We start from the raw sequence: 26,069 nt of genomic DNA, 5'->3' as shown, positions 1-26,069 counted from the left end.
GCCCCGCACCGCTAAACTCGAAAAGTCGCCACCCCGGAGCCCCTGAATGACCGCCGCCCCCGCCCACAAGCGCATCCTGCTCAAGCTGTCCGGAGAAGCGCTGATGGGGGACGACCCGTTCGGCATCAACCGCGCCACCATCGTGCGGATGGTCGAGGAGATCGCCGACGTGGTGAACAGCGGGGTCCAGTTGGCGGTGGTCATCGGCGGCGGCAACATCTTCCGCGGCGTGGCCGGCGGCTCGGTCGGCATGGACCGGGCCACCGCCGACTACATGGGGATGCTGGCCACGGTGATGAACTCGCTGGCGCTGGCCGACAGCATGAACAAGCAGGGGCTGGTGGCGCGCGTGATGTCGGCCATCGCCATCGAGCAGGTCGTCGAGCCCTACGTGCGCCCCAAGGCGCTGCAATACCTGGAGGAGGGCAAGGTCGTGATCTTCGCGGCCGGCACCGGCAACCCCTTCTTCACCACCGACACCGCCGCCGCCCTGCGCGGCGCCGAGATCGGCGCCGAGCTGGTGCTCAAGGCCACCAAGGTCGATGGCGTCTACTCGGCCGACCCGAACAAGGATCCGTCCGCGACCCGCTACAGCCGGATCACCTTCGACGAGGCGATGTCGCGCAACCTCGGCATCATGGATGCCACCGCCTTCGCCCTGTGCCGCGACCAGAAGCTGCCGATCAGGGTCTTCTCCATCGTCAAGCCCGGCGCGCTGCGCCGCGTGGTGATGGGCGAGGACGAAGGCACGCTGGTGTACGCCTGACGTTCGACCCAAGGAAAACCGCCATGACGACCATTGCCGAGATCAAGAAATCGGCCGAAGCGAAGATGGACCAGTCCATCGCGGCCTTCAAGACCAACCTGACCAAGATCCGCACCGGCCGCGCCAACCCCGGCCTGCTGGACACGGTGCACGTGGATTACTACGGCTCCATGGTGCCGATCAGCCAGGTGGCCAACGTCGCGCTGCTGGACGCCCGCACGATCAGCGTGCAGCCCTGGGAAAAGGGCATGGGCGCCAAGATCGAGAAGGCCATCCGCGAGAGCGACCTGGGCCTGAACCCGGCCTCGATGGGCGACCTGATCCGCGTGCCGATGCCGCCCATGAGCGAGGAGCGCCGCAAGGAAATGACCAAGCTGGTGCGCCACGAGGGCGAAGCCGCCAAGATCGCCGTGCGCAACCTGCGCCGCGATGGCAACGACGCGGTCAAGAAGCTGGTCAAGGACAAGCTGGCATCCGAGGACGACCAGAAGCGCGCCGAGGCCGACATCCAGAAGACCACCGACCGGCATGTCGCCGAGATCGACAAGCTGGTCGAGGCCAAGGAGCAGGAGATCATGGCGGTCTGACCGTGAGCGCCATCCCGCACCACATCGCGATCGTCATGGACGGCAACGGGCGCTGGGCCACCCGGCGCTGCCTGCCGCGGGTGGCGGGCCACAAGAAGGGCGTCGACGCGCTGCGCGCCTGCGTGCGCCATTGCGGCGAGCGCGGCGTCAAGGTGCTGACCGTGTTCGCGTTCTCCTCCGAGAACTGGAATCGCCCCCCCGAGGAGGTCTCCGGACTGATGGAGCTGCTGGCGATGGCGCTGTCGCGCGAGGTCCCCAAGCTCAAGTCCGAGGGCGTGCGCATCCATTTCGTGGGCGACCGCTCGGGCCTGTCCGAGAAGGTGCGTGCCGGCCTGGCCCAGGCCGAGGCCGCCACCGCCGCCAACACCCGCCTGGTGTTCAACGTCTGCTTCAGCTATGGCGGCCGCTGGGACATCGCGCAGGCAGCCGCGCGGCTGGCCGATCGCGGCGAGCCGATCACCGAGCAGAGCCTGGACCGCGCGATGGCCCTGGCCGACGTGCCCGACCCCGACCTGCTGATCCGCACCGGCGGCGAGCGGCGCCTTTCCAACTTCCTGCTCTGGCAGGCGGCCTACTCCGAGCTGTACTTCACCGACAAGCTCTGGCCCGAATTCAACGCCGCCGAACTGGACGCGGCCATCGCCGACTTCGGCCAGCGCGAACGGCGCTTCGGCCGCACCTCCCAGCAACTGCAGCCGCCGGCCCCGCGCAAGGTGGCCTGAAAAGCCGTGGACGAGCACTTCGCACCGGCGCGGGCGTCCTGAGCGCCATGCTCAAGCAACGCGTCATCACGGCCGTGGTCCTGCTGGCCATCCTGCTGCCCGCCCTGTTCTGGCCCACGCCCTGGCCCTTCGCGGCCTTGATGCTGCTGATGATCGCCGCCGGCGGCTGGGAGTTCGGGCGCCTCAATGGCTGCAGCGAAGCGGCCTCGGTTTCCCTCGGCGCCCTGTGCGTGGCCGTCTGCGCCGCCGCCTGGGGCATGGGCTGGCTGGAGCAGCCGCTGCCGCTGCTGTGGGCCGCGGCGGGCGCGGCCTGGGTGCTGGCCGGCGCCGCGCTGCTGCGCGGCGGCGTGCGCGGCTGGCCCGGCATTCCGCGCGGCGTGCGGCTGGCCGGCGGCCTGCTGGCGCTGTGCCTGGCCTGGCTGGCGGTGGCGCAGGCCCGGGTGATCGGCGTCAACTTCCTGCTGTCGGTGCTGGTGCTGGTGTGGGTGGCCGACATCGCCGCCTATTTCGCCGGGCGCGCGTTCGGCCTGAAGTTCACCCGCAGCAAGCTGGCCCCGGCCATCAGTCCCGGCAAGAGCTGGGAAGGCGTGTGGGGCGGCATGGTGGGGGTGCTGGTGCTGGCCTTCGCCTGGGTCGCGGGCGATGCCCACTGGCAGCCGCAGGCGCCGAGCCTGTACACCCGGCTGGCCACCGGCGGCTCCTGGCTGCTGGTGCTGGGCGCGCTGTTCCTCACCGCCATGAGCGTGGTCGGCGACCTCGCCGAATCGCTGGTCAAGCGCAGCGCCGGCGCCAAGGATTCCAGCGGCCTGCTGCCCGGCCATGGCGGCGTGCTCGACCGCGTCGATGCCTTGCTGCCGACGCTGCCGCTGGCCATGATGCTGGCTTCGCAGGTCCGGCCATGATCCGCCAGCGCCTCGCCATCCTGGGCTCGACCGGGTCCATCGGCGCCAGCACGCTGGACGTGGTGGCGCGCCATCCGGATCGCTACGAGGTCGTGGTGCTCAGTGCCGGCTCGCGCGTGGAGCCGATGCTGGCCCAGTGCGCGCAGTTCCGCCCCCGCTTTGCCGTCATGGCCGACGAAGGCGCCGCGCGCGAACTCCAGGCGCGGGTGGCCGCCGAGGGCCTGCCGACCGCCGTGCTGGGCGGCGACGCCGCCCTCGACCAGCTGGTGGTGCGGCAGGACGTGGATGCCGTGATGGCCGCCATCGTCGGCGCCGCCGGACTTTCGTCCTGCCTGGCGGCGGCCCGCGCCGGCAAGCGCCTGCTGCTGGCCAACAAGGAAGCGCTGGTGGTCGGCGGCGAGCTGTTCCTGCAGGCCGTGCGCGAGGGCGGGGCGACGCTGCTGCCCATCGACAGCGAGCACTCGGCCATCTTCCAGTCGCTGCCGGAAGACCCGGCGAGCTGGGACGAGCGGGTCGACAAGATCATCCTCACGGCATCGGGCGGCCCGTTCCGCCGGCGGGCGCCGGAGAGCCTGCGCGAAGTGACGCCCGAGCAGGCCTGCGCCCACCCGAACTGGGTGATGGGACGCAAGATCTCGGTCGATTCGGCGACCATGATGAACAAGGCGCTGGAGGTGATCGAGGCGCGCTACCTGTTCGGACTGCCGCCCGAACGGCTGCAGGTGGTGATCCACCCGCAGAGCGTGATCCACTCGATGGTGCAGTACCGCGACCATTCGGTGGTGGCCCAGCTCGGCACGCCCGACATGCGGGTGCCGATCGCCTACGGCCTGGCCTGGCCCGAGCGCATCGCCTCCGGCGCCGAGCCGCTGGACTTCACCGCGCTGGCCGACATGAGCTTCGAGTCGCTCGACAGCCACGGCCACCGCGAGCGCTTCCCCGGCCTGCAGCTGGCGTGGGACGCGCTGCGGGCGCCGGCCGGCACCACGGCCGTGCTCAACGCCGCCAACGAGGAAGCGGTCGCCGCCTTCCTGGACCGGCGCATCCGGTTCGACCGGATCCACGCGGTGAACCTTGCAACTTTGGAGCGCGTGCAGCCGTCCAAGCCGCAGGCGCTGGCGGACCTGCTGGCGCTGGACGCGCTGGCCCGGCAGGCGGCGCGTGCCGCCATCGCCCGATTCGGCTGAGCCGGGAGCCCCATGCTGACCACCGTCCTCGCCTTCATCGTCGCCCTGGGCCTGCTGGTGGCGGTGCACGAGTGGGGCCACTACCGGGTGGCCGTGGCCTGCGGCGTCAAGGTGCTGCGCTTCTCGGTCGGCTTCGGCCACACCCTGTTGCGCTGGAAGCCGCGCCGCCAGCGCCCCGGCCAGGACACCGAGTTCGTCATTGCCGCCTTCCCGCTGGGCGGCTACGTGAAGATGCTCGACGAGCGCGAGGCTCCGGTCGCGCCGCACGAACGCCACCTGGCCTTCAACACCCAGCCGCTGCGCTCGCGCGCGCTGATCGTCGCCGCCGGGCCGGCGGCCAACCTGTTGCTGGCCGTGTTGCTGTACGCCGGCATCAACTGGTGGGGCGTGCAGGAGCCCAGCCCCGTGCTGGCCTCGCCGGTGGCCGGCTCGGTGGCGCAGCAGGCCGGGCTGCAGGGCGGCGAGACCGTCACGCGCGCCGGCTTCGCGGGCGAGCAGGCGGAGCCGGTGCGCTCGTTCGAGCAGCTGCGCTGGCTGCTCACGCGAGGGGCGCTCGATGGGCGCGACGTGCAACTGGCGGTCACCGAGGCCGGGCGCCGCGGCGAGCGCGAGGTGCAGTTGCCGCTGAGCGCCATCGCCTCGCCGGATGCCGATGCGCAGCTCTTCCGCCGGATCGGGGTGGTCGGTCCGCTCACCCGGCCGGTGATCGGCGACGTGGTCGACGGCGGCGCCGCCTCGCAGGCCGGCCTGCGCAAGGGCGACCTGGTGCTGCGGGTGGGCGACACAGCGGTGGTCGACGGCCAGCAGCTTCGCGAATGGATCCGGTCGCAGGGGGCGACGGGCACGCCGGCGCCGGGCACCTGGCGCATCGAGCGCGAAGGCCGCGCCATCGAGCTGCAGGTCACGCCGCAGGTCGCCCGGGAGGGCGAGCGCAGCATCGGCCGCATCGGCGCCTATGTCGGCTCGCCGCCGGAGATGGTGGAAGTGCGCTACGGCCCGGTCGATGGCCTGTGGCGCGGTGTGGTGCGCACCTGGGAGGTCTCGGTGCTGACCGTGCGCATGCTGGGGCGCATGGTGATCGGCGAGGCCTCGCTGAAGAACCTGAGCGGGCCGCTGACCATCGCCGACTACGCCGGCAAGTCGGCCAGCCTGGGGTTGCTGCAATACGTGGTGTTCCTGGCGATGATCAGCGTCAGCCTCGGCGTGCTGAACCTGCTGCCGCTCCCGGTGCTCGATGGCGGGCACCTGATGTATTATCTTTGGGAGGCGGTTACGGGGCGCAGCGTCCCGGACGCGTGGATGGAGAGGCTGCAGCGCGGCGGGGTGGCAGTGCTTCTGGTGATGATGACCATCGCACTGTTCAACGACGTCACGCGTCTCTTCGGTTGAAAAAAACGCGGCTCGCAGCGGCCAGCCCCGAAGGACGGCGGGGCCACCAGGACTCATGAAAAATCGAATCAAGCGCTTGCGCGCGCGCACCGTCACGGGCATGGTCGCCGCCGCATTTGCCGTCCATGCGTGGGCGGTGGATCCCTTCACCGTGCGGGACATCCGCGTCGAGGGCCTGCAACGGGTGGAGCCCGGCACGGTCTTCGCCTCGCTGCCGTTCCGGGTGGGCGACCAGTACACCGACGACAAGGGCTCGTCCGCCATCCGGGCGCTGTTCGGCCTGGGCCTGTTCAAGGACGTGCGGCTGGAAGTCTCGGGCGACGTGCTGGTGGTCATCGTGGAGGAGCGGCCCACGGTCGCCGGCGTCGATTTCGCCGGCGCCCGGGAGTTCGACCAGGAAGCCCTGAAGAAGGCGCTGCGCGAGATCGGCCTGACCGAGGGCCGGCCCTATGACCAGGCGCTGGCCGACCGCGCCGAGCAGGAACTGCGCCGCCAGTACATCAACCGCAGCCTGTACGGCGCCGAGGTGGTGACCACCGTCACCCCGATCGAGCGCAACCGCGTCAACCTGACCTTCACCATCACCGAGGGCGATCCGGCGCGCATCAAGGACATCCGCATCGTCGGCAACAAGGCCTTCAGCGAGGGCACGCTCAAGGGCCTGTTCGACCTCGACACCGGCGGCTGGCTGTCCTGGTACACCAAGTCCGACCGCTACTCGCGCGCCAAGCTCAACGCCGACCTGGAGAGCCTGCGCTCGTACTACCTCAACCGCGGCTTCCTGGAGTTCCGCATCGACTCCACCCAGGTCGCGATCTCGCCCGACAAGCAGGACATCACGATCACCGTGAACGTGACCGAGGGCGAGCGCTTCGTGGTCAGCGGCGTCAAGCTGGAAGGCAACTTCCTGGGGCGCGAGGAGGAGTTCAAGAGCCTGGTGCGCATCCGCGCCGGCGAACCCTACAACGCCGAGCAGGTGGCCGAGACCACCCGCAACTTCAGCGACTACTTCGGCAACTTCGGCTACGCCTTCGCCACCGTCGAGGCCCGCCCGGAGATCGACCGCGAGAAGAACCTGGTGGCCTTCACCCTGCTCGCGGAGCCCTCGCGCCGGGCCTACGTACGCCGCATCAACGTCTCGGGCAACAACCGCACCCGCGACGAAGTGGTCCGGCGCGAGTTCCGCCAGTTCGAGTCGAGCTGGTACGACGCCGACAAGATCAAGCTGTCGCGCGACCGGATCGACCGGCTGGGCTTCTTCAAGGAAATCAACATCGAGACGGCCGACGTGCCGGGCGCGCCCGACCAGGTCGACCTGAACATCTCGGTGGTCGAGAAGCCCACCGGCAGCCTGCAGCTGTCGGCCGGCTTCTCCAGCGCCGAGAAGCTGGGCCTGGGCTTCTCGATCAAGCAGGAGAACGCCTTCGGCTCCGGCCAGTACCTGGGCGTGGAGCTGAACACCAGCAAGTACAACCGCACGATCGCCTTCACCTCGGTCGACCCGTACTTCACCCCCGACGGCGTCTCGCGCACCGTCGACGTCTATCACCGCAACTCGCGGCCGTACGAGGAGCAGGGCGGCAACTACTCGCTGGCCACCACCGGCGCCAGCCTTCGCTTCGGCGTTCCGTTCAGCGAGTTCGACACCGTCTATTTCGGCGCCGGCGCCGAGCGCACCGAGATCCGCCCCGGCACCAACATCCCGGCCGCCTACCTGGCCTACGCGGCGCGCGCCGGATACACCAGCTACAACGTGCCGCTGACCATCGGCTGGTCGCGCGACGACCGCGACAGCGCCATTGCGCCCAACCGCGGGCGGCTGCAGCGCCTGAGCGGCGAGGCCAGCCTGTTCGCCGACGGCCGCTACCTGCGCGGCAGCTACCAGTACCAGCACTACATCCCGCTGAACAAGCAGTTCACCGTGGCCTTCAACGGCGAGCTGGGCTGGGGAAAGGGCCTGGGCGGGCGGCCGTTCCCGGTGCTCAAGAACTTCTACTCGGGCGGCCTGGGGTCGGTGCGCGGCTTCGAGCAGGGCACCCTGGGCCCGCGCGACGTCACCGGCGCCAGCATCGGCGGCTCGCGCAAGATCACGCTCAACGGCGAGCTGTTCACGCCGTTCCCGGGTGCCGGCAACGACCGCACGCTTCGCCTGTTCGGCTTTTTCGACGTCGGCAACGTCTATGGCGAGAACGAGAAGCTCGACTTCGGCCAGCTGCGCGCATCGACCGGCGTGGGCATTTCCTGGATCTCGCCGATCGGGCCGCTGCGGCTGGCGATCGCGCAGCCGGTGCGCAAGTTCGCCGGAGATAGAATCCAGCGATTCCAATTCCAGATCGGAACTGCCTTCTGATGAAGTATCTGAGCCGTCCCTCGCTGTGGTCGCTGCTGTGCGCCATGGCCCTCGCCGCGCCCGCCTTCGCGCAGGAATTCAAGGTCGGTTTCGTCAACACCGACCGCATCTTCCGCGAGGCCAACACCGCCAAGCAGGCACAGGCCAAGCTCGAACAGGAGTTCTCGCGCCGCGACAAGGAGCTGGCCGACCTGGGCAACTCGCTCAAGAGCCTGTCCGAACGTTATGAGCGCGAAGCCCCGACGCTGTCGGAGAGCCAGCGCCAGCAGCGCCAGAAGCAGCTGATCGACCAGGACCGCGAGTTCCAGCGCAAGCGCCGCGAGTACCAGGAAGACCTGAACGCCCGCAAGAACGAGGAACTGCAGCAGGTCCTCGAGCGCGCCAACCGCGTCGTCAAGCAGGTCGCCGAGCAGGAGAAGTACGACCTGATCCTGCAGGAAGCGGTCTACATCAACCCCAAGCACGACATCACCGAGAAGGTGATCAAGGCGCTCAACTCGAGCAAGTGAGGCCCGCATGCGGCTGCGACTGGGCGACATCGTAGGCTCGCTCGGCGGCGAGCTGCATGGCGACCCCGGCCTCGCTGTCCAGGGGCTGGCGCCCCTGGAATCGGCCGGGCCTTCGGAGCTGAGCTTCCTCAGCAACCCCCGCTACCAGCAGCAGCTCGCCGCTTCGCGCGCGGGCTGCGTCATTGTCGGCGCCTCCATGCGCGATGCGGCGCTGGCCCGCGGCGCCGCCATCGTCGCCGACGATCCCTACCTCTATTTCGCGCGCGTCACCCAGCTGTGGAAGTCGCGCCTGGCGCCGCCGGCGGGGCCGGCGGTGCACCCGAGCGCCGTGGTCGATCCGCAGGCGCAGGTCGATCCGACGGCGCGCATCGGCCCGCTGTGCGTGATCGAGCGCGGCGCGCGCATCGGCGCCGGCACGGTCCTGAAGTCGCTCGTGAGCGTGGGCGAGGACTGCGTCGTCGGCGCGCGCTGCATCCTGCACCCCGGCGTGGTGATCGGCGCCGACGGGTTCGGCTTCGCGCCGCGCGGCGGCGAGTGGGAGAAGATCGAGCAGCTCGGCGCGGTGCGCATCGGCGACGACGTGGAGATCGGCGCCAACACCTGCATCGACCGCGGCGCGCTGGCCGACACGGTGATCGAGGACGGGGTCAAGCTCGACAACCTGATCCAGGTCGGCCACAACGTTCGCATCGGCCGCCACACGGCCATCGCGGGCTGCGCAGGCATTGCCGGCAGCGCCACCATCGGCGCGCACTGCACCATCGGCGGCAGCGCGGGCATCCTGGGCCACCTGACCATCGCCGACCACGTGCACATCTCCTCGTTCTCGCTGGTCACGCGCTCCATCCGCAAGCCCGGCCATTACACGGGTGTCTTCCCCATCGACGAGAATGCCGCCTGGGAGAAGAACGCGGCCTCGCTCAAGCAACTGGCTGCCCTGCGCGACCGCGTGCGCACCCTCGAGAAGAAGTCATGAAGCTCGACATCCACCAGATCCTCAAGCAGCTACCCCACCGCTATCCCATCCTCCTGGTCGACCGCGTCGAGTCGATCGAGCTGGGCAAGAGCATCCGCGCCCTCAAGAACGTCACCATCAACGAGCCGTTCTTCACGGGCCACTTCCCGCACCGACCGGTGATGCCGGGCGTGCTGATGCTCGAGGCCATGGCCCAGGCCGCCGCGCTGCTGTCCTTCGCCACCCAGGGCATCACGCCCGACGACAAGACGGTCTACTACTTCGCCGGCATCGACGGCGCCCGCTTCAAGCGCCCGGTCGAGCCGGGCGACCAGCTGGTGATGGACGTCACGCTGGAGCGAGCCAAGGCCGGCATCTACAAGTTCAAGGGCGTCAGCCGGGTGGGCGATGAGATCGCCTGCGAGGCCGAGCTGATGTGCACCATGCGCACGGTCGCGTGAGAGCCTGAGCATGGCGATCCACCCGACGGCCATCGTCGATCCGCGCGCGCAGATCGACAGCACGGCGAGCATCGGGCCGTACTCGGTCATCGGTCCGGAGGTGACGATCGGCGCCCGCACCACGGTGGGCGCCCATGCGGTGATCGAGGGCCGCACCACCATCGGCGAGGACAACCGCATCTTCCACTTCGTCGCGCTCGGCGGCATGCCGCAGGACAAGAAGTACGCCGGCGAACCGTGCGAGCTGGTGATCGGCGACCGCAACACCATCCGCGAGTTCAGCACCTTCAACATCGGCTCGCCGGGCGGCGGCGGCGTCACCCGGGTCGGCAACGACAACTGGCTGATGGCCTACGTGCACCTGGCGCACGACTGCGTGGTGGGCAACCACACGATCTTCGCCAACAACTCGCAGCTGGCGGGCCACGTGGAGGTGGGTGACTGGGCCATCCTGGGCGGCTTCACCGTGGTGCACCAGTTCGTGCGCATCGGCGCCCATGGCATGACGGCCATGTGCTCGGTGCTGTTCGCCGACCAGCCGCCCTTCGTGATGAGCCAGGGGCAGCCGGCACAGGCCCGGTCCATGAACTACGAAGGCCTGCGCCGCCGCAGCTTTTCGGCCGGGCGCATCGCGGCGGTCAAGGCCATGCACAAGGCGCTCTACCGCGACGGGCTGACGCTGGGGCAGGCGCGCGAGCGCATCGCCGCGCTGGCGCAATCCGCGCCCGAGTCGGCGGCCGACGTGCAGCTCATGGAGGACTTCCTGGCCCGCGTGTCGCCGCAGCGCGGCATCGTGCGGTGACCCCACCCGGCCCGCCGCCGGCTGGCGCCGAGGCGGCGCCGTCGATCGCCATGGTCGCGGGCGAAGCCTCGGGCGACCTGCTGGCCGGCCTGCTGCTGGGCGGGCTGCGGCAACGCTGGCCCGGCCTGCAGGCGATGGGCATCGGCGGGCCGCAGATGGCGGCGCAGGGCTTCCAGGCCTGGTGGCCGCACGACAAGCTGGCGGTGCGCGGCTACGTGGAGGTGCTGCGGCATTACCGCGAGATCGTGGGCATCCGCAAGCAGTTGCGCGACCGCCTGCTGCGCGAGCGGCCGAGCGCCTTCGTCGGCATCGACGCGCCCGACTTCAACCTCGACCTGGAGCTGCAGCTGCGCGAACGCCGCGTGCGCACCGTGCACTTCGTCTGCCCCTCGATCTGGGCCTGGCGACCGCAGCGCATCGCCAAGATCCGGCGCGCCTGCGACCACGTGCTGTGCATCTTCCCGTTCGAGCCGGCGCTGCTGGCCGGGCAGGGCGTGCGCGCCACCTACGTCGGCCATCCGCTGGCCGGCGTGATTCCGCTCGAGCCCGACCGCGCGGCGGCCCGGGCGGAACTGGGGCTGGCCGATGCCGACGAGGTGCTGGCCCTTTTGCCCGGCAGCCGCGCCTCCGAGGTTCAGTACCTGGCGCAGCCGTTCTTCGATGCCGCCGTGCTGCTGCGCCAGCGCCGCCCCGGCCTGCGCTTCGTGGTCCCGGCCTTGCCGGCCCTGCGCCCGGCCATCGAGGCGGCCGCGCGCCGCGCCGGCCTGGCCGAGGGGCTGCTGGTGCTCGACGGCCAGTCGCATCGGGCGCTGGCAGCCTGCGACCTGACGCTGATTGCCAGCGGCACCGCCACGCTGGAGGCGGCGCTGTTCAAGCGGCCGATGGTGATCGCCTACCGCATGAACCCGATCAGCTGGCAGCTGATGCGGCGCCAGCAGCTGCAGCCCTGGGTCGGCCTGCCCAACATCCTGGCCGGGGATTTCGTCGTGCCGGAGTTGCTGCAGCACGACGCCAGCCCCGAGGCGCTGGCCGAAGCGGTGTTGGACTGGTTGCGCGCTCCTGCCAGAATGGCGGCCGTGCGGGAGCAGTTCACCGTGATGCACCACCAATTGCGGCGCGACACGGCCCGGCTGGCGACGGATGCGATCGAAAAAACCATCGACGGGTGAGCAGGGCCAACTGGCCTGGGATCCGGTCGGCCTGATGGCCGGCGTGGACGAGGCCGGGCGCGGCCCGCTGGCCGGGCCGGTGGTGGCCGCCGCGGTGATCCTCGACGACGGCAAGCGCATCCGCGGGCTGGCCGACTCCAAGGTGCTGACGCCGCTGCAGCGCGAACGCCTTTTCGACCAGATCATGGACAAGGCGCTGTGCTGCTCCATCGCGCAGGCCAGCGTCGAGGAAATCGACACCCTGAACATCTTCCACGCCACCATGCTGGCGATGAAGCGCGCGGTCGAAGGCCTGAGGCTCAAGCCGGTGAAGGTGCTGGTGGACGGCAACGCCCTGCCGCGCCTCGACGTGCTGGCCGAGGCCATCGTGGGCGGCGACGCCCGGGTCAAGTCGATCTCGGCTGCCTCCATCCTGGCCAAGGTGCACCGCGACCGCCTGCTCACGCAGCTGCACGAGGAGTTCCCGCAGTACGGCTTTGCCTCGCACAAGGGCTACAGCACGCGCGAGCACCTGCAGGCGCTCAAGGTGCACGGCGCCTGCCCGCACCACCGCAGGTTCTTCAACCCGGTGGCCGTGAGCCTGGCGATGGCCGGCAACGATGCCGCGGGCGGCGACAGCCTGGCCGCAGCGGCGTGAGCCAAGCCTCGCCCGCGGTCATCCGCTCCGCCGCCAATCCGCAGTTCAAGGCGCTGCGCCTGCTGGCGCAGGACAGCACCGCCTGGCGCAAGCAGGGCCGGGTCTGGCTGGAAGGCGACCACCTGTGCCGGGCGGCGCTGGCGCGCGGCGTGCAGCCGCACACGGCGGTCTACGCCGAATCGTGTCCGTCCGGTTTGCGGCTGCCGGCGCCGCGCTCGCTGGAGCTGGCCGACAACCTGTTTGCCGCCCTGAGCGGCCTGGAGTCGCCGGCCCGCATGGGCTTCGTGCTGGAGCTGCCGGCGGCGCCGTCGTTCGACGCCACGGCGGCCACCGTGGTGCTGGACCGCTTGCAGGACGCCGGCAACGTCGGCGCCATCCTGCGCTGCGCCGGCGCCTTCGGCTTCGGCCAGGTGGTCGCGCTCAAGGGCACGGCGGCGCTGTGGTCGCCCAAGGTGCTGCGTGCCGGCATGGGCGCGCACTTCGGGCTGCGGTTGTTCGATGCCGCGGACACCGGCTTGCTGGACGGGCTGGCCGTGCCGCTGCTGGCCACCAGCTCGCACCAGGGCGAGTGGCTGCACCGCGCCCGCCTGCCCTGGCCCTGCGCCTGGGTGTTCGGCCATGAAGGGCAGGGCGTGTCGCCGGCCCTGTCGCAGCGCGCAGCTGCCCACCTGCGCATCGCCCAGCCCGGCGGCGAGGAGTCGCTGAACGTGGCTGCGGCAGCCGCGATCTGCCTGCACGCCAGCGCCGCGGCGCACGCCGGCTGATCACGGGAACGGGCTCTGCGCAAACGCAAGCCCGGGCTATAATCAGTGGCTTTCCCGCAACCCGTACGCCTAGCGCAACCCCAGCTTCTTTCCTGAACAAAAGCAACACCGCGAGTGCGCTTGCGGTTGTGTTTGGGCGTACCGTCACCATCCGGAGAACCCAGTGCTTTTGTCTCAACAGGGAGCTCGCCCTGCCGCCCTCCTGGCGCTCGCTGACGGCACGGTCTTTCCTGGCACTTCCATCGGCGCCGCCGGCGCCGCCACCGGCGAGGTCGTGTTCAACACGGCCATCACCGGCTACCAGGAAATCCTCACCGACCCCAGCTACGCGCGGCAGATCGTCACCCTGACGTATCCGCACATCGGCAACTACGGCGTCAACGAAGAGGACGTCGAAGCCGCCCGCGTGCACGCCGCCGGCCTCGTCATCCGCGACCTGCCGCTGGCCGCGTCCAACTTCCGCACCAGCCTCACGCTGTCGGATTACCTGCAGCGCGAGAACACGGTCGGCATCGCCGACATCGACACCCGCAAGCTCACCCGCCTGCTGCGCACCAAGGGCGCGCAGAACGGCTGCCTGATGGCGCTGGAGCCGGGCCAGGAGATCACGCCGGAGATCGTCGACAAGGCGGTGGCGCTGGCGCGCCAGGCGCCGGACATGAACGGGCAGGACCTGGCCCAGGTGGTCAGCGCCGACAAGCCCTATGGCTGGGACCAGACCGAATGGGAGCTGGGCGCCGGCTACGGGCAACTGGCGCAGCCGAAGTACCACGTGGTCGCCTTCGACTACGGCGTCAAGAAGAACATCCTGCGCATGCTGGCCGAGCGCGGCTGCAAGGTCACGGTGGTTCCGGCCAAGACCCCGGCCGCCGAGGTCCGGAAGCTGGAGCCCGATGGCGTGTTCCTGTCCAACGGCCCGGGCGATCCGCAGCCCTGCGACTACGCGATCGAGTCCACGCGCGAGCTGATCGACGCCGGCTATCCCACCTTCGGCATCTGCCTGGGCCACCAGATCATGGCGCTGGCCTCGGGCGCCAAGACCTACAAGATGAAGTTCGGCCACCACGGCGCCAACCACCCGGTCAAGGACCTCGCGACCGGCCGCGTCTCCATCACCAGCCAGAACCACGGCTTCACGGTGGACGATCAGACGCTGCCGGCCAACATGCGCCCGACCCACGTGTCGCTGTTCGACGGCACGCTGCAGGGGCTGGAGCGCACCGACCGGCCCGCATTCAGTTTCCAGGGCCACCCCGAAGCCTCGCCCGGCCCGCAAGACATCGACTACCTGTTTGACAAGTTCACCCGGCTGATGGACGAGAAGAAGAAGTAAGACATGCCCAAGCGTTCAGACATCCGCTCCATCCTCATCATCGGCGCCGGCCCCATCGTCATCGGCCAGGCCTGCGAGTTCGACTACTCCGGCGTGCAGGCCTGCAAGGCGCTGCGCGAGGAGGGCTACAAGGTCATCCTGATCAACTCCAACCCGGCGACGATCATGACCGACCCGGCCACGGCCGACGTCACCTACATCGAGCCGATCACCTGGCAGACGGTCGAGAAGATCATCGCCAAGGAAAAGCCCGACGCCATCCTGCCCACCATGGGCGGCCAGACCGCGCTGAACTGCGCGCTCGACCTGTGGCGCAACGGCGTGCTGGACAAGCACGGCGTGGAGCTGATCGGCGCCACGCCCGAAGCCATCGACAAGGCCGAGGACCGGCTTAAGTTCAAGGAGGCCATGACGAAGATCGGCCTCGGTTCGGCGCGCTCGGGAATCGCCCATTCGATGGACGAAGCCTGGGCGGTGCAGAAGGTCGTGGGCTTCCCCACCGTGATCCGTCCCAGCTTCACGCTCGGCGGCACGGGCGGCGGCATCGCCTACAACCCGGAGGAATTCGAGGTCATCTGCAAGCGCGGCCTGGAAGCCTCGCCGACCAACGAGCTGCTGATCGAGGAGTCGCTGCTCGGCTGGAAGGAGTTCGAGATGGAGGTGGTCCGCGACAAGGCGGACAACTGCATCATCGTCTGCTCGATCGAGAACCTCGATCCGATGGGCGTGCACACCGGCGACTCGATCACCGTGGCACCCGCCCAGACGCTGACCGACAAGGAATACCAGATCATGCGCAACGCCTCGCTGGCGGTGCTGCGCGAGATCGGCGTCGACACGGGCGGCTCCAACGTGCAGTTCGCGGTCAACCCGGACGACGGCCGCATGATCGTGATCGAGATGAACCCGCGGGTGTCGCGCTCCTCGGCGCTGGCGTCCAAGGCCACGGGCTTCCCGATCGCCAAGGTGGCGGCCAAGCTGGCCGTGGGCTACACGCTCGACGAGCTGCGCAACGAGATCACCGGCGGCGCCACCCCGGCCAGCTTCGAGCCGACCATCGACTACGTGGTCACCAAGATCCCGCGCTTCGCGTTCGAGAAGTTCCCGCAGGCCGACGACCGCCTGACCACCCAGATGAAGTCGGTGGGCGAGGTCATGGCCATGGGCCGCACCTTCCAGGAGTCGTTCCAGAAGGCGCTGCGCGGGCTGGAGGTCGGCGTCGACGGCATGAACGAGAAGACCCAGGACCGCGAGGTCCTGGAAAAGGAGCTGGGCGAGCCCGGCCCCGAGCGCATCTGGTACGTGGGCGACGCCTTCGCCGCCGGCTGGAGCCTGGAGGAGGTCCAGGACCTCACGAAGATCGACAAGTGGTTCCTGGCGCAGATCGAGGAGATCGTCAAGATCGAGCTCGAACTGGACCGGCTCGCCGAGGCCAGGGGCGAGGGCGCGCTGGCCTCGCTGGACGAGCAGCAGCTGCGCCTGCTCAAGCGCAAGGGCTTTTCCGACCGGCGCCTGGCCAAGCTGCTCAAGACCACCGACAAGGCCGTGCGCGAGCGGCGCAAGCAGTTGAACGTGCGCCCGGTCTACAAGCGGGTCGACACCTGCGCGGCCGAGTTCGCCACCGACACCGCCTACATGTACTCGACCTACGAGGACGAGTGCGAGGCCGAGCCGACGAACCGCAAGAAGATCATGGTGCTGGGCGGCGGGCCCAACCGCATCGGCCAGGGCATCGAGTTCGACTACTGCTGCGTGCACGCGGCGCTGGCCCTGCGCGAGGACGGCTACGAGACCATCATGGTCAACTGCAACCCGGAGACCGTCTCGACCGACTACGACACCTCCGACCGCCTGTACTTCGAGCCGCTGACGCTGGAAGACGTGCTGGAGATCGTCGACAAGGAAAAGCCCACCGGCGTGATCGTGCAGTACGGCGGCCAGACGCCGCTGAAGCTGGCGCTGGGCCTGGAGGCCGAGGGCGTGCCGATCATCGGCACCAGCCCCGACATGATCGACGCGGCCGAGGACCGCGAGCGCTTCCAGCAGCTGCTCAACGAGCTGGGCCTGCGCCAGCCGCCCAACGCCACCGCCCGCACCGAGGCCGAGGCGCTGGAGAAGGCCCAGGCGCTGGGCTACCCGCTGGTGGTGCGCCCGAGCTACGTGCTGGGCGGCCGCGCCATGGAGATCGTGCACGAGCAGCGCGACCTGGAGCGCTACATGCGCGAGGCGGTCAAGGTCTCCAACGACTCGCCGGTGCTGCTGGACCGCTTCCTCAACGACGCCACCGAGTGCGACGTCGACTGCCTGTCGGACGGCCAGCGCACCTTCATCGGCGGCGTGATGGAGCACATCGAGCAGGCCGGCGTGCACTCGGGCGACTCGGCCTGCTCGCTGCCGCCGTACTCGCTGTCGAAGGCGACGGTCGACGAGATCAAGCGCCAGACCGCCGCCATGGCCAAGGCGCTGAACGTGGTCGGCCTGATGAACGTGCAGTTCGCCATCCAGGAGAGCGAGGCGGGCGACGTGATCTACGTGCTGGAGGTCAACCCGCGTGCCTCGCGCACCGTGCCCTTCGTCAGCAAGGCCACCGGCATCCAGCTGGCCAAGGTGGCGGCGCGCTGCATGGTCGGCCAGTCGCTCGACCAGCAGGGCATCCGGGGCGAGGTCACGCCGCCGTACTTCAGCGTCAAGGAAGCGGTGTTCCCGTTCGTCAAGTTCCCCGGCGTGGACACCATCCTCGGCCCCGAGATGAAGTCCACCGGCGAGGTGATGGGCGTGGGCAAGACCTTCGGCGAAGCCTTCGTCAAGAGCCAGCTGGGCGCCGGCACCCGGCTGCCGCGGCCCACCGACGCCGCGAAGAAGGTGTTCCTCACGGTGAAGAACAGCGACAAGCCGCGTGCCGTGGACATCGCGCGCCAGCTGGCCGCCATGGGCTTCGAGCTGGTGGCCACCAAGGGCACGGCGGCGGCGATCGGCGCCGCCGGCATCCCTTGCCAGACCGTCAACAAGGTCGCCGAGGGCCGTCCGCACGTGGTGGACATGATCAAGAACAACGAGATCTGCATGGTGATCAACACCGTCGAGGAGCGCCGCAACGCGATCGCCGACTCGCGCGCCATCCGCACCTCCTCGCTGCAGGCCCGCGTCACCACCTTCACCACGATCTGGGGCGCCGAGGCGGCCGTCGAGGGCATGAAGTACGTGGACGACCTGCACGTGCATTCGGTGCAGGAGCTGCACGCGCAGCTGGCCTGAGGCGAGCGGCGCCGCAGCCGGGCATCGATCCCGGCCGGCGCTGATCGTCCCGCTTTTCGGCATAATTCGTCCCATCAACTCACCGCCGGTCGGCAACGGTCGGCGGTTTTCCTTTTGGTTTGCGAAACAGGGCAAGACGAGACATGGCCACCATCCCCATCACCCGGCGCGGCGCCGAGAAGCTCAAGGCCGAACTGCACCAGCTCAAGACGGTGCAGCGCCCGGCGGTGATCAACGCGATCGCCGAGGCGCGGGCGCAGGGCGACCTGTCGGAGAACGCCGAGTACGACGCGGCCAAGGACCGCCAGGGGTTCATCGAAGGCCGCATCCGCGAGCTGGAAGGCAAGCTGGCGGCGGCCCAGGTCATCGACCCGGCGGAACTGGACGCCGGCGGCAAGGTGGTGTTCGGCGCCACCGTGGAACTGGAGGAAGAGGACTCCGGCGACACCGTGAAGTACCAGATCGTGGGCGAGGACGAGGCCGACCTGAAGGAAGGCCTGATCAACATCTCCAGCCCGATCGCCCGCGCGCTGATCGGCAAGGAAGAGGGCGACACGGCCGAAGTGCAGGCGCCCGGCGGCCTCAAGCGCTACGAGATCGTCGGCGTCAACTACCTCTGATTCCGATGAACGGGCGGCAGCGGGTGGCGGTGCTGGCGGCGGCCCTGTGGTGGGGCAGCCTGGGCGCCATCGGCTTCATGGCCGTGCCGCTGCTGTTCGCACACCTGCCCACCCCGGCGCTGGCCGGCCAGACCGCGGCCAGGCTGTTTTCCGCCCAGGCCTGGATCGGCGTGGCCTGCGGCGTGGTACTGCTGCTGGCCTCGCGCGAGAAGGGCCGTGCGCCGCGCATGGACGCCGCCAGCGGCGCGCTGCCGTTCGTGCTGGCCGGCATGCTGCTGGCCCTGCTGCTCGAGTTCGCCATCGCCCCGCGCATCATGGCCCGCGAGAACCTGCGCCTGTGGCACGCGGCCGGCAGCGCGGCCTACGTGCTGCAGTGGGTGTGTGCGCTGGTGGTGTTGTGGCGGGTGACCGGCGCGGCGGCCGATCGAAATGCGTGCGGGAACAGCCGGTAGCGGTGCCTGGTCATTCCCGCGGAGGCGGGAATCCACGCAGCGCGGCGCATGAGCACCAGAGGCTCGTTGCGCCGGATCCTCCGCCTGCGCGGCGGATGACAGTCAGACGCGCCCCTTCTTCACCGACTTCTGCTTCGGCTTGGCCCGCTTGACCTGGCCGCCCGCGGTCAGCCGCTGGTTGCCCAGCACGCGCAGGGTCTTGACCTCGGGGCGCTGGCCGCCGCGCGAGCTGTACTTGAGGACCTTGAAGTCGCGCGGCCCGGGCTTGCGGTCTTCGTCGACCACTTTCTCCTTCGGCGGCTGCGGCCGCCACAGCACCAGCAGCTTGCCGATGTGCTGGATCGGCGCGGCGCCGAGGTCGTCGGCCAGCTGCCGGTAGATGGCCTCGCGCTGCTCGCGGTCGTCGCCCTGCACGCGGACCTTGATCAGGCCGTGGGCGTTGAGGGCGGCGTCGGATTCTTTCAGTACGGCGGGCGTCAGGCCCTCCTGGCCGATCATCACCACCGGATCGAGGTGGTGGGCTTCGGCCCGGTGGGCCTTTCGTTCGGCGATGGACAATTCGAGGGCGGGCATGGCAGCTATTATCCCGCCCTCCCCGAAGGCGCCCGAGTGAAAGTCAAGACCAAGAGCGGCAAGGTCAACAAGGCCTGGCTGAACGACCACGTCAACGATCCTTACGTCAAGCTGGCGCAGAAGGAGGGCTACCGCGCCCGCGCCGCCTACAAGCTCAAGGAGATCGACGAGGCGCTCGGCCTGATCCGGCCCGGCCAGCTGGTGGTGGACCTGGGCTCGGCGCCCGGCGCCTGGAGCCAGTACGTGCGCCGCAAGCTGTCGCCGCAGGGGGCGGCGGTGGGCGAGCTGGCCGGCACCATCATCGCGCTGGACATCCTGCCGATGGAGCCGGTCGAGGGCGTCACCTTCCTGCAGGGCGACTTCCGCGAGGACGACGTGCTGGCTCGCCTGCAGCAGGCCGTGGCCGGCCGCAAGGCCGACGTGGTGGTCTCGGACATGGCGCCCAACCTGTCCGGCATCGAGTCGGTCGACGCCGCCCGCATCAGCCTCCTGGTGGAGCTGGCGGTGGAATTCGCCCGCGGCCACCTCAAGCCGGAGGGCGCCCTGGTCGTCAAGGTGTTCCACGGCAGCGGCTACAGCCAGCTGGTGAAGCTGTTCAAGGAAACCTTCCGGGTCGTCAAGCCTCTGAAACCCAAGGCCTCGCGCGACCGGTCGTCCGAGACGTTCATCGTCGGCATCGGCCTGAAAAGCCCGGCCTGACCGGCGGCGGACGCCCGGTGCGGCGTCCGCTACCGCCTGTCACCCTTTTGTCGGTCACGGTCCTTGTCCCATGGCAGGGTTCCACGACTTGAAACCCCTAGAATGGGGCGCATCTGCCTGAGGTGCCGCATCGGCACGCCTGCCCCGGAGTCCCGAGTTGAACAATCAGTGGTTCTCGAAAATCGCCGTCTGGCTCGTCATTGCGCTCGTGCTGTTCACGGTGTTCAAGCAGTTCGACACGCGCGGGGCCGCCGGCGCCAGCGTGATGGGCTACTCGGACTTCCTGGAGGAAGTGCGGGCCAAGCGCATCAAGAACGCGGTCATCCAGGAAAGCCCTGGCGGCAGCGAGATCGTCGCCATCACCACCGATGACCGCAAGATCCGCACCACGGCCACCTACCTGGACCGCGGACTGGTCGGCGACCTGATCAGCAACGGCGTCAAGTTCGACGTCAAGCCGCGCGAGGAAGGTTCGCTGCTCATGACGCTGCTCGTGAGCTGGGGCCCGATGCTGCTGCTGATCGGGGTCTGGATCTACTTCATGCGCCAGATGCAGGGCGGAGGCAAGGGCGGGGCCTTCTCGTTCGGCAAGAGCAAGGCGCGCATGCTCGACGAGAACAACAACCAGGTGACCTTCGCCGATGTTGCCGGGTGTGACGAAGCGAAAGAGGAGGTCAAGGAAGTCGTCGACTTCCTGAAGGACCCGCAGAAGTTCCAGAAGCTGGGCGGGCGCATCCCGCGCGGCCTGCTGCTGGTCGGCCCGCCGGGCACCGGCAAGACGCTGCTGGCCAAGGGCATCGCCGGCGAGGCCAAGGTGCCGTTCTTCTCCATCTCCGGCTCCGACTTCGTCGAGATGTTCGTCGGAGTCGGCGCGGCCCGCGTGCGCGACATGTTCGAGAACGCCAAGAAGAACGCGCCGTGCATCATCTTCATCGACGAGATCGACGCGGTCGGCCGCCAGCGCGGCGCCGGCCTGGGCGGCGGCAACGACGAGCGCGAGCAGACCCTCAACCAGATGCTGGTCGAGATGGACGGCTTCGAGACCAACCTCGGCGTCATCGTGATCGCGGCCACCAACCGACCGGACATCCTGGACGCCGCCCTGCTGCGCCCGGGCCGCTTCGACCGCCAGGTCTACGTGCAGCTGCCCGACATCCGCGGCCGCGAGCAGATCCTGAACGTGCACATGCGCAAGATCCCGATCGGCCAGGACGTGCGCGCCGAGATCATCGCGCGCGGCACCCCGGGCATGTCGGGCGCCGATCTGGCCAACCTGTGCAACGAAGCCGCGCTGATGGCCGCCCGCCGCAATGCGCGCGTGGTCGAGATGCAGGACTTCGAGAAGGCCAAGGACAAGATCCTGATGGGTCCCGAGCGCAAGAGCATGGTCATGCCCGAGGAGGAGCGCCGCAACACGGCCTACCACGAGTCCGGCCACGCCCTGATCGGCAAGCTGCTGCCCAAGTGCGACCCGGTGCACAAGGTCACCATCATCCCGCGCGGCCGCGCGCTGGGCGTGACCATGAGCCTGCCCGCGCAGGACCGCTACAGCTACGACCGCGAGTACATGCTGCACCAGATCAGCATGCTGTTCGGCGGCCGCATCGCGGAAGAGGTGTTCATGAAGCAGATGACCACCGGCGCTTCCAACGACTTCGAGCGGGCCACCCACCTGGCGCGCGACATGGTGATGCGCTACGGCATGTCCGACGCGCTCGGCCCGATGGTCTACGCGGAGAACGAGGGCGAGGTGTTCCTCGGCCGCTCGGTCACCAAGACCACCAACATCAGCGAGCAGACCATGCAGAAGGTCGACGCCGAGGTGCGCCGCATCATCGACGACCAGTACGCCCTGGCGCGCAAGCTGATCGAGGACAACCAGGACAAGATGCACGCCATGGCCAAGGCGCTGCTCGAGTGGGAGACCATCGACGGCGAACAGCTCGACGACATCATGGCCGGCAAGGACCCGCGCCCGCCCAAGGACTTCACGCCGCGCACGCCGTCCTCCGGCGGCGGCTCGGGCGGCGCCCCGGTCGGCGCCGACAACCCGGCGCCCACGGCCGCCTGACGGCAAGGCCGCGCACTGCTGCGAAGCAGGGCCGGCCGTTTCGTCGTCCCACGTGAAAAGGCCCGTTCGGGCCTTTTTCGTGGCTGGCGCAGGCGCACAATTCCAGCCCATGCACTGGCAGACCTCCCGCTTCCGCATCGACCTGTCGCGCCCGCAGGTGATGGGCATCGTCAATGCCACGCCCGACTCGTTTTCCGACGGCGGCCGCTACCTCGGCGCGCACGCGGCCCTGCAGCATGCCGAGCGCCTGCTGGCCAACGGGGCCGACATGCTGGACATCGGCGGCGAATCCACCCGGCCCGGCACCCCGCCGGTGTCGCTGGAGGAGGAACTCCAGCGCGTGCTGCCGGTGATCGAGGGCGCGGTCCGGCTCGGCGTGCCGGTTTCCGTCGACACCTACAAGGCCGAGGTCATGCGCCGGGCGCTGGACCTCGGGGCCGACATCGTCAACGACATTGCCGCGCTGCGCCAGCCGGGCGCGCTGGACGCGGTGGCCGCGCACCCGGCCTGCGGCGTCTGCCTGATGCACATGCACGGCGAGCCGCGCACCATGCAGCAGGCCCCCATGGCAGGCGATGCCGTGCCGCCGGTGGTCGCCCTGCTGCGGGCGCAAAGCCGCGCCCTGCAGGACCGTGGCGTGGCCCGCGACCGCATCGTCTGGGATCCCGGCATCGGCTTCGGCAAGACGGTGCAGCAGAATTTCGCCTTGCTGGCGCGGCAGCACGAGCTGCTGGCCGATGGCTACCCGCTGCTGGCCGGCTGGTCGCGCAAGTCCTCGCTCGGCCAGGTCACCGGCCTGGCGGTGGACGAGCGCATGGTGCCCAGCGTGGCCGCGGCGCTGCTGTCGGTGGAGCGCGGCGCGCGCATCGTGCGGGTGCACGACGTGCGCGAGACGGTGTCGGCGCTCAAGGTCTGGGCAGCGAGCGCGTAGGAACAACAAACCGGGCAGGAAGGGAGACCCACCTCATGAACAGGCAGTATTTCGGCACCGACGGCATCCGTGGCACCGTCGGGCAGGCGCCCATCACGCCCGATTTCGTGCTGCGCCTGGCCCATGCCGTCGGCCGGGTCCTGAAGCGATCCGAGGCGCGCCCGACGGTGCTGATCGGCAAGGACACCCGCATTTCCGGCTACATGCTGGAGAGCGCGCTGGAGTCGGGCTTCAACTCCGCCGGCGTCGACGTGGTCCTGCTCGGGCCGCTGCCGACGCCCGGCGTGGCCTACCTCACGCGCGCCCAGCGCGCCAGCCTGGGCACGGTGATCAGCGCCAGCCACAACCCGTTCGGCGACAACGGCATCAAGTTCTTCAGCGCGCAGGGCGCCAAGCTGCCCGACCAGTGGGAGCTGGACGTCGAGGCCACCCTGCAGGAAGCGCCGGTCTGGGCCGATTCGGCCCACCTGGGCAAGGCCCGCCGGCTCGACGACGCGGCAGGCCGCTACATCGAGTTCTGCAAGAGCACCTTCGCCAGCGACCTCACGCTCAAGGGCCTGACCATCGTGGTCGATGCGGCCCACGGCGCCGCCTACCACATCGCCCCCAAGGTGTTCCACGAACTCGGCGCCGAGGTGCACTGCATCGGCTGCGCGCCGGACGGCCTGAACATCAACCGCGAGTGCGGCGCCACCCACCCGGACGCGCTGGTCCAGGCGGTGCGCGAACACCGCGCCGACTTCGGCATCGCGCTCGATGGCGACGCCGACCGGCTGCAGCTGGTGGACGCCAGCGGGCGCCTGTACAACGGCGACGAGCTGCTCTACGTGATGGTCGCCGAGCGGCTGGCGCGCGGCGAGCGGGTGCCCGGCGTGGTCGGCACGCTGATGACCAACATGGCGGTGGAGGTCGCGCTGCGCGCGCGCGACGTCGAGTTCGTGCGCGCCAAGGTCGGCGACCGCTACGTGCTGGAGGAGCTGGACAAGCGCGGCTGGCTGCTCGGTGGCGAAGGCTCCGGCCACCTGCTGGCGCTGGACAAGCACACCACCGGCGATGGCCTGGTCAGCGCGCTGCAGGTGCTCAAGGCCTGCGCCCGCAGCGGCCGGTCGCTGGCGCAACTGCTCGAAGGGGTGGACCTGTACCCGCAGACCCTGGTCAACGTCCGCCTGCAGCCCGGCCAGGACTGGAAGGGCAGCCGCGGCCTGCCGGCCGCGCATCAGGCGCTGGAGCAGCGCCTGGAGGGACGCGGCCGCATCCTGATCCGTCCCAGCGGCACCGAGCCGGTGGTGCGGGTGATGGTCGAGGCGCAGGATGCGGCGGTCGCGAAGGAGGGCGCGCAGCAGCTGGCGCAGGCCATCCAGGCCGGCTGAAGGTCTGCGTCGTCCCGTGCCGCGGGGGAGGCCGGTTCCGGTTCAGCGCTCAGGCGAGTTCGCCGCGCATCGGCCCTGGTCGCCTGAGGAACCGTGCGCGTCGGGCTGCTCCACGGGTGTCAGCCACGCAGCACGCCAGTAGGGGTAGATCGAACGCGGACAGAACAGGCGACCGTCGCTGCGCGACCCCTGGCAATGGGCGTTCCGGAGAATGATCGACGGGGACTGGAAGCGGATCATGAACCCCGTGCGCTCATCGACGATCTGGTTCACGAGCGATCGAACGGTGAACTCCTTGCCGCAGTATGGAACGTGCTCGGCGTCGAAGTACAGCCCGCGGGTCTTGTTGTTGCCGTCGAGCGTGGCCAGGATTTCGGGGTAGGTTCTGGCGCGCACCCGGCTGCCGGGGCCGAGTTGGCCAATGCCGACATGGGGCGTCGGCTGGCCTGTCGGGATGGATCCCCTGCGCCGGGGGAAGGGCACGCCGCCGGGCAGCACCTTCTGCAGGGCATCGTAGGCGGCCATCAGCGGCCTCGCCAGTGCATCGCCCAGCCCGACATGCCGGCCGATGCGCTCCACGCGCCGCACGATGAACGCTCCCACGCGGTACACCGCGCCGTGGAGCATCGTCATCAGGCTGACGTTTCCCGAGCGGTAGTCCTCGATGTACTGGCGCAGGTCGAAGCGATTCAGGGGCTGGGTGAAGTTCAGGAACTCCGTGGCCTGGCAGGCGTAGCGCGGACCTTTCTCCGGATCCGAGCCCTGCTGCGTGGCTGCGGCCATCTGCTCCAGGGTGCACCCCGGCACGCGCCTGGTGACAGATGCGTTCCTTGGCACTTGCGTCGACGCGGGCGCCGAGACGGGTTCGAGCCAGGCTTCCTTCCAGAAGAGCGCACAGGCTGCATCGCAGCCGCCATGGGCGCTTCCGTCGCAGCGCGTCTCCAGCAGGACGGTCCGTTCGATCTTCCGGTTCCCGCGCTGGTAGATCGTGTCGCAGGACTTGTGGGCGCGCTTGAAGACTCGCTGCGTCGTCCCGCAGTACGCCAGCATTTCCGGCATGAAGGGCATGCCGTCCAGGCGGCCGTTCTCGTCCAGGGTCGCGAGGATTTCCTCCCGACTTCGCACCTTCACCAGGTCGCCGGCGCGAAGCCGCCAGGCAAGCCGGCTTTCGCTGCGGTCGCGTTGTTGCCGGGGGCCATGGAAGCGCGGGAACGAGGCGGGCAGAGGCAGCATGCAACTACTCCTTGGGTGGTGATCCGCAGGACCCTTGGCACCAGCGACTGGGAGAAGGAGGGAGCCTGAACGCGCCGAGGTTGGCCCCATTCCTTCCGGTTTTCCCCCGCAGCGACGTACCTGGACACCAAGGGTGTTTCCGAGCAGGGCCTTGCGGCAGGCCGGCTGGGGAAATGCTGGGCTCCATGGAAGGAGAAAGATGTTTCTCCCAATGTATCGGGGGGCCCAGGTGTCAAGCCACCCATTCACGAACTGAGATGAATTCGGATGACGGGAAACCGTATCTCGGCAGTGTCCCGAGCATCGCGCAGAGGCGCGATGCCACTCGACGG

24 protein-coding genes are annotated in these 26,069 nt (G+C 69.4%); 22 read left to right on the top strand and 2 right to left on the bottom strand.

Going from position 1 to position 26,069, the window contains the following annotated elements; genetic code table 11:
* Positions 1–46: 46 nt before the first annotated feature.
* The 18 genes from pyrH to PE066_RS01575 all read left to right on the top strand — a co-directional run bounded on the left by pyrH (position 47) and on the right by PE066_RS01575 (position 18,860).
* Positions 47–766, top strand: coding sequence for a UMP kinase (gene pyrH / locus PE066_RS01660; protein WP_271234829.1), 720 nt, complete (start codon positions 47–49; stop codon positions 764–766).
* A gap of 23 nt (positions 767–789) precedes the next feature.
* Positions 790–1,353, top strand: coding sequence for a ribosome recycling factor (frr, locus tag PE066_RS01655; RefSeq protein ID WP_271234828.1), 564 nt, complete (start codon positions 790–792; stop codon positions 1,351–1,353).
* 2 nt (positions 1,354–1,355) lie between these two features.
* Positions 1,356–2,075: a polyprenyl diphosphate synthase gene (gene uppS / locus PE066_RS01650; protein ID WP_440480562.1), complete on the top strand. Its 720-nt coding sequence runs from the start codon at positions 1,356–1,358 to the stop codon at positions 2,073–2,075.
* A gap of 47 nt (positions 2,076–2,122) precedes the next feature.
* Positions 2,123–2,977, top strand: a complete 855-nt coding sequence (locus PE066_RS01645; RefSeq protein WP_271234827.1) for a phosphatidate cytidylyltransferase — start codon at positions 2,123–2,125, stop codon at positions 2,975–2,977.
* Positions 2,974–4,164, top strand: a complete 1,191-nt coding sequence (gene ispC / locus PE066_RS01640) for a 1-deoxy-D-xylulose-5-phosphate reductoisomerase (protein ID WP_271234826.1) — start codon at positions 2,974–2,976, stop codon at positions 4,162–4,164. The genes PE066_RS01645 and ispC overlap by 4 nt, the downstream gene beginning before the upstream one ends.
* Before the next feature lie 12 nt (positions 4,165–4,176).
* Positions 4,177–5,553 carry an RIP metalloprotease RseP gene (gene rseP, locus PE066_RS01635; RefSeq protein WP_271234825.1) on the top strand — a complete coding sequence of 459 codons (1,377 nt, stop codon included), beginning with the start codon at positions 4,177–4,179 and terminating at the stop codon, positions 5,551–5,553.
* A 55-nt stretch (positions 5,554–5,608) separates the two neighbouring features.
* Positions 5,609–7,903, top strand: a complete 2,295-nt coding sequence (gene bamA / locus PE066_RS01630) for an outer membrane protein assembly factor BamA (protein ID WP_271234824.1) — start codon at positions 5,609–5,611, stop codon at positions 7,901–7,903.
* Complete coding sequence (locus PE066_RS01625; protein ID WP_271234823.1) at positions 7,903–8,412, top strand: OmpH family outer membrane protein; 510 nt, start codon at positions 7,903–7,905, stop codon at positions 8,410–8,412. Before bamA ends, PE066_RS01625 begins: the two co-directional genes overlap by 1 nt.
* Positions 8,413–8,419: 7 nt before the next feature.
* The gene (lpxD, locus tag PE066_RS01620) at positions 8,420–9,388 is read left to right on the top strand and encodes a UDP-3-O-(3-hydroxymyristoyl)glucosamine N-acyltransferase (protein WP_271234822.1); all 969 of its coding nucleotides are present in this window, start codon (positions 8,420–8,422) and stop codon (positions 9,386–9,388) included.
* Complete coding sequence (fabZ, locus tag PE066_RS01615; protein WP_271234821.1) at positions 9,385–9,828, top strand: 3-hydroxyacyl-ACP dehydratase FabZ; 444 nt, start codon at positions 9,385–9,387, stop codon at positions 9,826–9,828. The genes lpxD and fabZ overlap by 4 nt, the downstream gene beginning before the upstream one ends.
* Before the next feature lie 10 nt (positions 9,829–9,838).
* Entirely contained in the window at positions 9,839–10,630 is a 792-nt protein-coding gene (gene lpxA / locus PE066_RS01610; protein ID WP_271234820.1) for an acyl-ACP--UDP-N-acetylglucosamine O-acyltransferase, read from the top strand.
* A gap of 50 nt (positions 10,631–10,680) precedes the next feature.
* Positions 10,681–11,799: a lipid-A-disaccharide synthase gene (gene lpxB, locus PE066_RS01605; RefSeq protein ID WP_271236482.1), complete on the top strand. Its 1,119-nt coding sequence runs from the start codon at positions 10,681–10,683 to the stop codon at positions 11,797–11,799.
* A complete protein-coding gene (gene rnhB / locus PE066_RS01600; protein ID WP_271234819.1) occupies positions 11,771–12,436 on the top strand; it encodes a ribonuclease HII in 666 nt (221 codons plus the stop codon). The genes lpxB and rnhB overlap by 29 nt, the downstream gene beginning before the upstream one ends.
* Positions 12,433–13,200: a TrmH family RNA methyltransferase gene (locus PE066_RS01595; RefSeq protein ID WP_271234818.1), complete on the top strand. Its 768-nt coding sequence runs from the start codon at positions 12,433–12,435 to the stop codon at positions 13,198–13,200. The genes rnhB and PE066_RS01595 overlap by 4 nt, the downstream gene beginning before the upstream one ends.
* Positions 13,201–13,363: 163 nt before the next feature.
* Positions 13,364–14,533 (top strand): glutamine-hydrolyzing carbamoyl-phosphate synthase small subunit, encoded by a 1,170-nt coding sequence (gene carA, locus PE066_RS01590; RefSeq protein ID WP_271234817.1) that lies wholly within the window; start codon positions 13,364–13,366, stop codon positions 14,531–14,533.
* 3 nt (positions 14,534–14,536) lie between these two features.
* A complete protein-coding gene (carB, locus tag PE066_RS01585; protein WP_271234816.1) occupies positions 14,537–17,788 on the top strand; it encodes a carbamoyl-phosphate synthase large subunit in 3,252 nt (1,083 codons plus the stop codon).
* Between the two features lie 143 nt (positions 17,789–17,931).
* The gene (greA, locus tag PE066_RS01580; RefSeq protein WP_271234815.1) at positions 17,932–18,408 is read left to right on the top strand and encodes a transcription elongation factor GreA; all 477 of its coding nucleotides are present in this window, start codon (positions 17,932–17,934) and stop codon (positions 18,406–18,408) included.
* Positions 18,409–18,413: 5 nt separating this feature from the next.
* Complete coding sequence (locus PE066_RS01575) at positions 18,414–18,860, top strand: DUF4149 domain-containing protein (RefSeq protein WP_271234814.1); 447 nt, start codon at positions 18,414–18,416, stop codon at positions 18,858–18,860.
* Positions 18,861–18,962: 102 nt separating this feature from the next.
* Here the strand turns inward: PE066_RS01575 and PE066_RS01570 are convergent, their stop codons facing one another.
* On the bottom strand, positions 18,963–19,433 hold the full coding sequence (locus PE066_RS01570) for a YhbY family RNA-binding protein (RefSeq protein WP_271234813.1): 471 nt from the start codon (positions 19,431–19,433) through the stop codon (positions 18,963–18,965).
* Between the two features lie 36 nt (positions 19,434–19,469).
* Between PE066_RS01570 and PE066_RS01565 the strand changes: the two genes are divergently transcribed.
* From PE066_RS01565 to glmM, 4 genes are all read left to right on the top strand, one after another.
* Entirely contained in the window at positions 19,470–20,132 is a 663-nt protein-coding gene (locus PE066_RS01565; protein ID WP_271234812.1) for an RlmE family RNA methyltransferase, read from the top strand.
* Positions 20,133–20,289: 157 nt separating this feature from the next.
* On the top strand, positions 20,290–22,203 hold the full coding sequence (gene ftsH, locus PE066_RS01560; protein ID WP_271234811.1) for an ATP-dependent zinc metalloprotease FtsH: 1,914 nt from the start codon (positions 20,290–20,292) through the stop codon (positions 22,201–22,203).
* Positions 22,204–22,312: 109 nt separating this feature from the next.
* Positions 22,313–23,134, top strand: a complete 822-nt coding sequence (folP, locus tag PE066_RS01555; RefSeq protein WP_271234810.1) for a dihydropteroate synthase — start codon at positions 22,313–22,315, stop codon at positions 23,132–23,134.
* Between the two features lie 35 nt (positions 23,135–23,169).
* Entirely contained in the window at positions 23,170–24,504 is a 1,335-nt protein-coding gene (gene glmM / locus PE066_RS01550) for a phosphoglucosamine mutase (RefSeq protein ID WP_271234809.1), read from the top strand.
* 42 nt (positions 24,505–24,546) lie between these two features.
* Here the strand turns inward: glmM and PE066_RS01545 are convergent, their stop codons facing one another.
* Positions 24,547–25,737, bottom strand: a complete 1,191-nt coding sequence (locus tag PE066_RS01545; RefSeq protein ID WP_271234808.1) for a hypothetical protein — start codon at positions 25,735–25,737, stop codon at positions 24,547–24,549.
* Between the last annotated feature and the right edge of the window lie 332 nt (positions 25,738–26,069).

The sequence above is a fragment of the Ramlibacter tataouinensis genome (assembly GCF_027941915.1).
In the GTDB taxonomy this organism is placed as follows: domain Bacteria; phylum Pseudomonadota; class Gammaproteobacteria; order Burkholderiales; family Burkholderiaceae_C; genus Ramlibacter; species Ramlibacter tataouinensis_C.
Note: the sequence above shows the minus strand (reverse complement) of the source record. Positions and strands in the feature narration are given on the sequence as shown.